At 73.6% G+C, this 9767-nt stretch carries 3 protein-coding genes; all 3 read left to right on the forward strand.

Going from position 1 to position 9767, the window contains the following annotated elements:
• Positions 1–8937: SDR family NAD(P)-dependent oxidoreductase (locus tag ACFWR9_RS41835; RefSeq protein WP_383852675.1), on the forward strand; the 8937-nt coding region annotated here is incomplete at its 5' end.
• On the forward strand, positions 8934–9134 hold the full coding sequence (locus tag ACFWR9_RS41840; RefSeq protein WP_383852678.1) for a hypothetical protein: 201 nt from the start codon (positions 8934–8936) through the stop codon (positions 9132–9134). The genes ACFWR9_RS41835 and ACFWR9_RS41840, both read left to right, overlap by 4 nt.
• Before the next feature lie 23 nt (positions 9135–9157).
• Positions 9158–9767 (forward strand): beta-ketoacyl synthase N-terminal-like domain-containing protein (locus ACFWR9_RS41845; RefSeq protein ID WP_383852680.1); only part of this gene is annotated, 610 nt, incomplete at its 3' end.

The raw sequence follows: 9767 nt of genomic DNA on the forward strand, positions 1-9767 counted from the left end.
CAGGACTGGCCGGACAGCGGGCGACCGCGCCGGGCCGCGGTGTCGTCGTTCGGCATCTCCGGAACCAACGCACACGTCATCCTCGAACAGGCACCCGCCCCGGCGGACACGACCCCGGCGGGCGCGTCCCCAGGCGAACCGTCCTGGCCCGCCCTGCCGTGGGTGCTCTCGGCGAAGAGCGCGGACGCGCTGCGCGGCCAGGCACAGCGGTTGCTCGCCACTGCCACCGAGTACGACGCGGCCGACATCGGCCGGTCGCTGGCGACCACGCGCGCGCGGTTCGCGCACCGTGCGGTGGTGGTCGGCACGGACTCCACCGACCTGACCGCCGGGCTCACGGCGGTGGCCAACGGCCTGCCCGCCGAGAACGTGACCTACGGCCAGGCCGAGGAGAACCCGGGCAAGACCGCGTTCGTCTTCCCCGGCCAGGGCGTCGAGTGGCTGGGGATGGCCGCCGAACTCTGCGACGGTGCCCCGGTGTTCGCCGCCCGGATGGCCGACTGCGCGCGGTTCATCGACCCGCTGGTGGACTGGTCGCTGCTGAACACGGTCCGGGAGACCGCCGACGACTCCTGGCTGGCGCGCGTCGACATCGTGCATCCCACGCTGTTCGCGGTGCTGGTGTCGTTGGCCGAACAGTGGCGTTCCCTCGGAGTGCGGCCCGACGCCGTCGTGGGCACCTCACAGGGGGAGATCGCGGCCGCCTGCGTCGCCGGCGCGATCTCGCTCGACGACGCGTGCCGACTCATCGTGGCCCGGTCGAGACTGATGGCCGAGCGGCTCTCCGGCGCGATCGTCTCGGTCGCCGCGCCGGAGAGCGTCGTGGCGGCGCGGTTGCTTCCCGGCCTGACGATCGCGGGCGTCAGCGGTCCGAACGGGACGACGGTGGCCGGGCCGGCGGACACGCTGGCCGAGTTCACCGAAGAACTGCGCGCGACCGGGCTGCGGGCCAGGATCGTGGCGCCGCGGGCCTCGCACTCCCCGCTCGTCGATCCACTGGAAGAACCTTTCGCCGACCTGGCCTCGTTCGTCCGCCCCTCGGGTGCCTCGGTGCCGATCTACTCGACGGTGACCGGGGCGGCCGTCGCGGGCCAGGACCTCAACCCCGCCTACTGGTACCAGAACTGCCGCAGGCCGGTGGCCTTCCAGCGGTCCGTCGAGGCCCTGCTCGCCGACGGGTTCACGCACTTCGTGGAGTGCGCCCCGCACACGGCACTGGGCATCCACATCGAACAGATCGCGGAGCGGGACGGCCGCACGGTCACCGTGACCGGCTCACTGCGCCGCGGCCAGGGCGGCCCGGCCCGGTTCCTGACCTCCGCCGCGCAGCGGTACGTGCGCGGCGGCGACGTGGCGTGGGACTCGGTGTTCGGCGATGCCCGTCGAGTGCCGCTGCCCACCTACGCGTTCGACCGCAAGCGGTACTGGCTGGAGCCGAAGCTGCACACGGATGTGACCGGGCTCGGCCTGACCGTCGCGAACCATCCGATGGTCGGCGCCGTGGCTGAACTGCCGGACACGGACACGGCGCTGTTGACCGGACGGCTGTCGCTCGCCACGCACGGCTGGCTGGCAGATCACACGGCCGCGGGCGCGACGCTGCTGCCGGCCACGGCCTTCGTGGAACTGGCCCTGCGCGCGGGCGCCGAGGTCGGCCGCGAGTCCCTGCGGGAACTGGTGATCCAGACCCCGCTCGTCCTGCCGGAGCAAGGCGGCGTGGACGTCCGGGTGGTCGTGGACGACGGCGAGGTGACGATCCATTCCCGTACCGACCACTCCGGGACCGACGGAGAGTGGGTGACGCACGCGCGCGGCGAGCTGGCCGCCGCGGAGGCGGCCGCGCCGCACCTGGCCACGTGGCCGCCTTCCGAGGCGACCGCGGTCGACCTGACCGACGCCTACCCGCGGCTGGCCGAGCGTGGCTACGGTTACGGACCGGCGTTCCGTGGTCTGCGTGCGATGTGGCGCCGGGGCGACGAGGTGTTCGCCGAGGTCGCGCTGCCCGACGAGGTGGATCCGGCCGGGTTCGGCCTGCAACCGGCGCTGCTCGACGCGGCGTTGCACACGGCTCTGTTCGCCGGCGCCGAGCGTGGCGTGGCGCTGCCGTTCTCCTGGGCCGACGTCCGGCTGTTCGCGACCGGCGCCACTGCCCTGCGGGTGGTGATCACGCCGGGCGGGCGGGACGAGATGGCCCTCGCGGCGTACGACGAGTCCGGCCGGCCGGTGTGCACCGTCGGGTCGATCGTGCTGCGGCGCCTGTCGCCCGAGCAGCAGTCCGCGATCTCCCGGGCCGGCCGGTCCACCGCCCACCGCCTGCTGGAACTCGCCTGGCCGCCGCTGGCCCTGCCGAGCGCGCCCCTGGTGTCGGTCGTGGCCTGGAACGATCTGGACCGGACGGCACCGTTCCCGGGCGTCGTGGTGCTCGACGGCGGATTCGGCCCGGGCGCCGGACCGGCCGACGCCGGACCGGACTTGGTCGCCCGGACACACGCCGCCACCCACCGGATGCTCGGGGTACTCCAGGACTGGCTCGCCGACGAACGGTCGGCGGACAGCGTCCTGTTGGTCGTCACCCGTGGCGCGGTGGGCCCGGCCGGTGAGGGCCTGCCAGATCCGGTCGCCGCCGCGGTGTGGGGTCTGGTGCGCGCGGCACAGGTCGAGGCGCCCGGCCGGTTCGCCCTGGTGGACACCGACACACACATTGGCGCAAGCATTGATGCAAGCAGGGATGCAGACATCAACGCGGGCATCGACGTGGCCACCGTCGTGGCGAGCGGCGAACCGCAGGTGATGATCCGCTCCGGCGTGCCGCACGCGGCCCGGCTGACTCCGGTACCGGCCGCGACTGCGGTACCGGCCGCGACTGCGGGCGGGTTCGACCCGACCGGGCCGACCCTGATCACCGGCGGCACCGGTGGACTCGGCTCGGCACTGGCCCGCCATCTGGTGACCCGGCACGGTGTGCGGCGCCTTGTGCTCGCCTCACGGCAGGGTCCGGACGCGCCCGGCGCCGGGCAACTCGTCTCGGAGCTGGCCGAGTTGGGGGCGACGGCGCAGGTGGTGTCGTGCGACGTCACCGACCGCGCCGCGCTCGACTCCCTGGTGACGCCGGAACTGACCACGGTGATCCACACGGCCGGTGTGCTCGACGACGGCGTACTCGACTCGCTGACCCCGGACCGGATGGAAACCGTGCTGTCGCCCAAGGCCGACGCCGCGTGGTACCTGCACGAGGCCACCGCACGGACCGGCGCCAAGCTCGTACTGTTCTCCTCGGTGCTCGGCGTGTGCGGTGGGGCGGGGCAGGCCAACTACGCGGCAGCCAACGCCTTTCTCGACGCGCTGGCGGCCCACCGGCACGGCCGCGGGCTGCCCACGCTGTCCATCGGCTGGGGGCTGTGGGACCACACCACCGGCATGGCCGGGCAGCTGCGCGACGCGGACCTCGTCCGGCTCAGGCGGCGCGGCCTCGTGGAGCTAAGGGTCGACGCCGGACTTGACCTGTTCGACGCCGCCATCGCGCAACACCGGCCGCACGTGGTCGCGATGCCGGTCGACCGCGCGGCGCTGCGGGTCTCCGCCGACCTCGGCGAACTGCCCTCCGTGCTGTGGGCCTTGGTGCCGAACCGGCCGCAGGCGCCGACCGCCGCCGGGCCCGCGCCCGCGGACCTGCTCGCGCTGACGCGGGCCGAGACCGCGGTCGTGCTGGGGCGTGTCGGCGAGCCGATCGATCCGGACCGCAACTTCCGGGAGCTCGGCTTCGACTCGCTGCTCGCCGTCGAACTGCGCAACCGGCTCAAGACGGCCACCGGCATGCCGCTGCCCGCGGCCGTCGTCTTCGACTACCCCACGCCCGCCGCGCTGGCCGACCATCTGCGGGACCGGGCCGCCGGACGGCCGGGACGCGCGGACGTGCCCCCGACGGCCGTGGTGGACGACACGGATCCGATCGTCGTGGTGGGCGCCGGCTGCCGATTCCCCGGCGGTATCGACTCGCCCGCGGACCTGTGGGACACCGTGGCCAACGGCCGGGAGGTGATCGGTGACTTCCCGACCGACCGCGGCTGGCAGACGAGCGGTCCCGCTGTGCGGCAGGGTGGCTTCCTCGCCGACGCGGGTGCGTTCGACGCCGCGTTCTTCGGTATCAACCCGCACGAGGCGGCCGCGATGGACCCGCAGCAGCGGCTGCTGCTCGAGGTGTGCTGGGAAGCGGTGGAACGCGCGGGCATCGCCCCGGAGTCGCTGGCCGGTAGCCGCACCGGCGTGTTCGCCGGACTCATGACCCAGGAGTACGGCGTGGGCGTCGACGACGCCGCGGCCGGGGTGGAGGGCTACCGATTGGTCGGCAGCCAGGGCAGTGTCGCCTCCGGCCGGGTCGCGTACACGCTCGGCCTGGAGGGGCCCGCGCTCACCGTGGACACGGCCTGCTCCTCGTCGCTGGTCGCGGTGCACCTGGCGATGCGGTCGCTGCGGTCCGACGAGTGTGACCTGGCCCTGGCCGGCGCCGCCACGGTGATGGCCACGCCCCGGGTATTCGTGGACTTCGCCAAGCAGGGCGGCCTCGCCGCCGACGGGCGGTGCAAGCCGTTCGGTGCCGCGGCCGACGGGACCGGCTGGAGCGAAGGCGCGGGCGTCCTGGTGCTGGAGCGCCTGTCCCGGGCCCGGGAGCTCGGGCACCGGGTGCTCGCGGTGGTGCGCGGCAGCGCGGTGAACCAGGACGGCGCGTCGAACGGGCTGACCGCGCCGAACGGCCCGTCCCAGCAACGGGTGATCCGCGCAGCCCTCGCCGGCGCCGGCCTGACCACCGCGGACGTGGACGTGCTGGAAGCGCACGGGACCGGCACCGTGCTGGGCGATCCCATCGAGGCGGAGGCGATTCTGGCGACCTACGGCCAGGGCCGGCCCACCGACCGGCCCCTGCTGCTCGGCTCGGTCAAGTCGAACCTCGGACACACCCAGGCCGCGGCGGGCATGGCCGGCGTGATCAAGATGATCGGCGCGCTCGACCGGGGCGTCGTGGCGCCGACGCTGCACGCCGACCCGCCGACGTCCGCGGTGGACTGGTCGGGCGGGACCGTCGCCCTGGCGACCGAGTCGGTCGACTGGCCGGACAGCGGGCGGCCCCGCCGGGCGGCGGTGTCGGCGTTCGGCATCTCCGGAACCAACGCCCACGTGATCCTCGAACAGGCCCCCGCGCAGCCGGAACCGGCCGCCACTGAACGGAACCGGCCGATGCTGCCGTGGGTGCTGTCCGCGCGCACCGAACCCGCGCTGCGCGGCCAGGCCGCCCGGTTGCTGGCCCATGTGCGGACGAACAAGGACCTCGCCCCGGCGGCCGTCGCCTCGGCACTGGTCGCGACGCGGTCGCGCCTTCCGCACCGGAGGGTCATCACCGGCGCGGACCGTGCCGAGCTGCTCGACCGGCTGGCCGAGGCCACCCGCGCCGAGCCGACCGAGCCGACGACTGGGCCCGTCGTGTTCCTCTTCCCCGGCCACGGCGGCCAGTACGCGGCCATGGGCGCGACCCTGCACGCCGAGTTCCCGGTGTTCGCCGCCGCACTCGACAAGGTACTCAGCGAACTCGACGCACACCTGGACCGGCCGCTGGCCGACCTGCTGTTCGCCGAGAAGGGCTCGCCAGAGGCGGCCGTCCTCCAGCACCGGACCGAGTTCACCCAGCCCGCGCTGTTCGCCACCGAGGTCGCGCTGTTCCGGCTCGTCGAATCCTTCGGCCTGCGACCGGACTTCCTGCTCGGCCACTCCTTCGGCGAACTGGCCGCGGCGCACGTGGCCGGCGTCCTGTCGCTGCCCGACGCCGCCCGGATGATCACCGCGCGGGGCCGTGTCATGGGCGCCCTGCCGCCCGGCAGCATGGTGCAGATCCTGGCGGGCGCCGACGACATCGAGGGCGTCCTGGAGCCCGGGGTGTCGATCGCCGCCCTGAACACGCCGGACACCACCGTCGTCTCCGGGGCCCCGGACGCGGTCGAGCGGGTCGTCGAACGCTGCCGTGACCGCGGGTGGCGGTCGATCAGACTGCGCAACCGGTACGCCTTCCACTCGGCCGAACTGGACGGTCTGCTCGATGAGTTCGCCGCAGTGGCCCGGGAGGTCACCTACCACCCTCCGACGATCCCGATCATGTCCAACGTCACCGGCGAACCGGCCACCGACGAGGACCTGCGGTCGGCCGACTACTGGCTGCGGCACGCCAGGCAGACCGTGCGGTTCCTGCCCTGCGTGAACGCCTTGGCGCGGCAGGGCGCGAGGACCTTCGTCGAGATCGGGCCGGGCAGGGCGCTGACCACCCTGGTGGCCCAGACCGTGCCCACCGAGGTGACCGCGTTGCCGCTGCTGCGCGGCGACCGGCCCGAACTGGACAGTCTGCTGCCCACGCTCGCCGAGCTGTTCGCGCGGGGCCTGCCCGTGGACCTGCGGGCGGCGTTCGGCGAGCCGTCCGGCCCCTTCGCGGAGCTGCCCACCTACGCGTTCGACCGGCGACGCCACTGGCTGCGGCCGGAACCGCCGACCGCCCCGACGGGACTGGGGTTCGTCGCGACGGACCACCCCGTCCTGACCGCCCGGATGGAGCTGCCGGACAACGGCACGGTGATTCTGTCCGGCTCGGTCTCCCGGAACTCGCCCGGCTGGATGGCCGACCACACGGTGACCGGCTCGGTCCTCGCACCCGGCACCTTCTTCGCCGAACTGGCGCTGCGCGCAGGCGCCGAGATCGGGGCGGACACGGTGCGCGAACTGGTGATCCAGGCTCCGCTGGTGCTGCCCGAGCAGGAGCGGCTGTCCATCCAGGTGATCGCCCGTCCGACGGGTGAGGTGGTGGTGTCCGCCCGTACCGACGAACCGGCGGCACCCTGGGTGGTGCATGCCAGGGGATCAGTGACCACGGCGGACCCGGCGGACCCTGCGCCGCAGGTCATCTGGCCACCCGCCGACGCGGTGCCGATCGACCCGGACGGTGCCTACGAGCGGCTGGCGGACCAGGGACTCGACTACGGCCCGGCCTTCCGCGGGCTGCGCGCGGCATGGCGCGACGGCGACGACGTGCTCGCCGAGGTCGCGGCCGACGTCGACACGACCGGCTACGGCCTGCACCCTGCCCTGCTGGACGCGGCGTTGCACGGGTGGCTGGTGGACACCGGCCGCAGCGGCGTGGACGTCCCGTTCGCTTGGCAGGACGTCGTGCTGCACCGGGCCGGGGCGGACGGGCTGCGGGTACGGCTGTCTCCCGCGGGGCCGGACGGCCTGTCGGTCGCGGTGCACGATCGGGCCGGCCGACCGGTGCTGACCGCAGCGTCGGTCCGGCTGCGGCCGATGTCCGCGGCCACCCGCCGCGTACACGAACTGGCCTGGACTCCGCTGCCCGCCACACCCGCCAATCCATCCACACCCCCCACACCCCCCACACCCCCCACACCCCCCACACCCGCCACCGTCTCCGCGTCGAACGCCGATGTCGCGGTGCTCGACGGGTTCTCCGCCGGTGAGGACGTGGTGTCCTCGGTGCACGCGGCGACGCGGCAGGTGCTCGACGCGCTGACCGCGCCGACGACACAGCGGCTGGTGATCGTGACCCACGGCGCGGTCGGGCTGCCGGGCGAGGACGTGCCGGACCTGGCCGGCGCGGCGGTGTGGGGCCTGGTGCGCTCCGCGCAGGTCGAACAACCCGGCCGGTTCGTCCTGGTGGACACCGACGGCGAACTCGACCTGCCCGCCGTCCTGGCAAGGGGACAGTCACAACTGGTGATCCGGTCGGGAGTGGCGCACGCGGCCCAGCTGGCCCTGCTGCCGGAACCCCCGAAGGGAGCGCCCCCGTTCGGTCCCGAGAGCACAGTACTGATCACCGGCGGCACCGGCGGTCTCGGCGCACTGTTCGCCCGGCATCTCGTGGTCGCGCACGGGGTGCGGCGGCTGGTGCTGGCGGGCAGACGCGGCCCCGCCGCACCCGAAGCACCCGCTCTGCGGGCGGAGCTGACCGAACTGGGCGCGTCCGTCGAGATCGTGGCCTGCGATGTCGCCGACCCGGCCGCGGTGGCCGGCCTGGTGACGCCCGGCCTGACCGCGGTGGTGCACGCGGCCGGCGTACTCGACGACGGAGTGCTGGAGTCACTGACGCCGCGGCGCCTGTCCGCGGTGCTCGCGGCCAAGGCGGACGCCGCGTGGAATCTGCACGAGGCGACGCGCCACCTCGACCTGACCGCATTCGTGCTCTTCTCCTCCGTGGCCGGCACGCTCGGTTCGGCGGGGCAGGCCAACTACGCCGCGGCGAACACCTTCCTGGACGGGCTGGCCGCGCACCGTCGGGCCAACGGCCTGCCCGCGGTGTCCATCGCCTGGGGCCTGTGGGCGGGCCGGCGCGGCATGACCGAGCACCTACGCGACGCGGATCTGGCGCGCCTGCGCGACCGAGGGCTCTCGGCGATCTCCGAGACCGACGGCCTGGCGATGTTCGACGCCGCCCTGACCGCGCCGCGCGCGCAGGTGGCCGCGGTGACCCTGCGCGCGGCTGTCCGGCCGAGCCGCCGGGACGACGGGCTGCGGCTGCGGCGGGAACTGGCCGGTCTCGACCCGGACGAGCAGCGGCAACGCGTGCTTGACCTGTTGAGCGACAAGCTGGTGACGCTGCTCGGCCACAGTCCCGAAGGGCCGCCGCTCGACACGGACCGCACCTTCCGTGACCTGGGCGTCGACTCGCTCACCGCGATCGAACTGCGCAACGCCCTCGCACCGTTGACCGATGCGCCGCTGCCTGCCACGGCGGTGTTCGACTATCCGACGCCCGCCGCGCTCACCGACCACCTACACCGAACCCTCGTCACGCCGCTGCCCGACGTGCGGCCGGGCCAGAAGGAGTTGATCGACACGATGGATGTCGAAGACCTGATCGCGGTGGCGTTGGGCGAGGACGGCCGGCAATGACCGACCGGATTCGCATCGTGCAGATCCCGGTGCCACGGACGACCGACACGGCCCCCCGGGCGCAGCCCATGCCGCCCCGGTGGCACTGGGCCCTGACCACCGTGCTCTGGCAGGCCCTCGTCGCCATGGGCGGCGCGTGGGTACCGGTACCGATCGACGACCACCCGCAGGACTCCGGACGGAGTGACGCACCATGAGCAAGGACACCGAAGCCAGGCTGGTGAAGGCACTGCGTGAGGCGCTCAAGGAAGTCGAGCGACTGCGCCGGAACGGGCCCAGCGGCGACGATCCGGTCGCGATCGTGGGTATCGGCTGTCGGTTCCCCGGTGGTGTCGCTTCGGCGGCGGACCTGTGGGAGGTCTCGGTCGGTGGTCGTGATGTGATCTGCGCGTTTCCCACCGGCCGGGGGTGGGACCTGGACAGGCTCTACGATCCTGATCCGGATCGCGCGGGTACGACGTATGTCCGCGAGGGCGGGTTTCTCAGCGACATCGCGGGATTCGACGCCGGGTTCTTCGGGATCAGCCCGGGTGAGGCGCTCGCGATGGATCCGCAGCAGCGGCTGGTGCTCGAGGTCGCCTGGGAGGCGCTGGAGAACGCGGGCGTCGACCCGCAGACCCTGGCCGGCAGCGCGACCGGGGTGTTCGTGGGCCACATGACGCAGGAGTACGGCGGCGACATCGAGGAAGCCGGTACGGACGGATACCGGTCGACCGGCACGGCAGCCAGTCTGATCTCCGGCCGGGTGGCGTACACGTTGGGTCTTGAGGGTCCTGCGGTGACCGTCGATACGGCGTGTTCGTCGTCGTTGGTGGCGTTGCATCTGGCGT

This window comes from Streptomyces sp. NPDC058534 (genome assembly GCF_042717365.1).
In the GTDB taxonomy this organism is placed as follows: domain Bacteria; phylum Actinomycetota; class Actinomycetes; order Streptomycetales; family Streptomycetaceae; genus Streptomyces.

What these genes read in the sequence shown, in the direction of transcription:
- ACFWR9_RS41840 (WP_383852678.1), top strand. Translation starts at nt 8,934, where the DNA reads ATGACCGACCGGATTCGCATCGTGCAGATCCCGGTGCCACGGACGACC.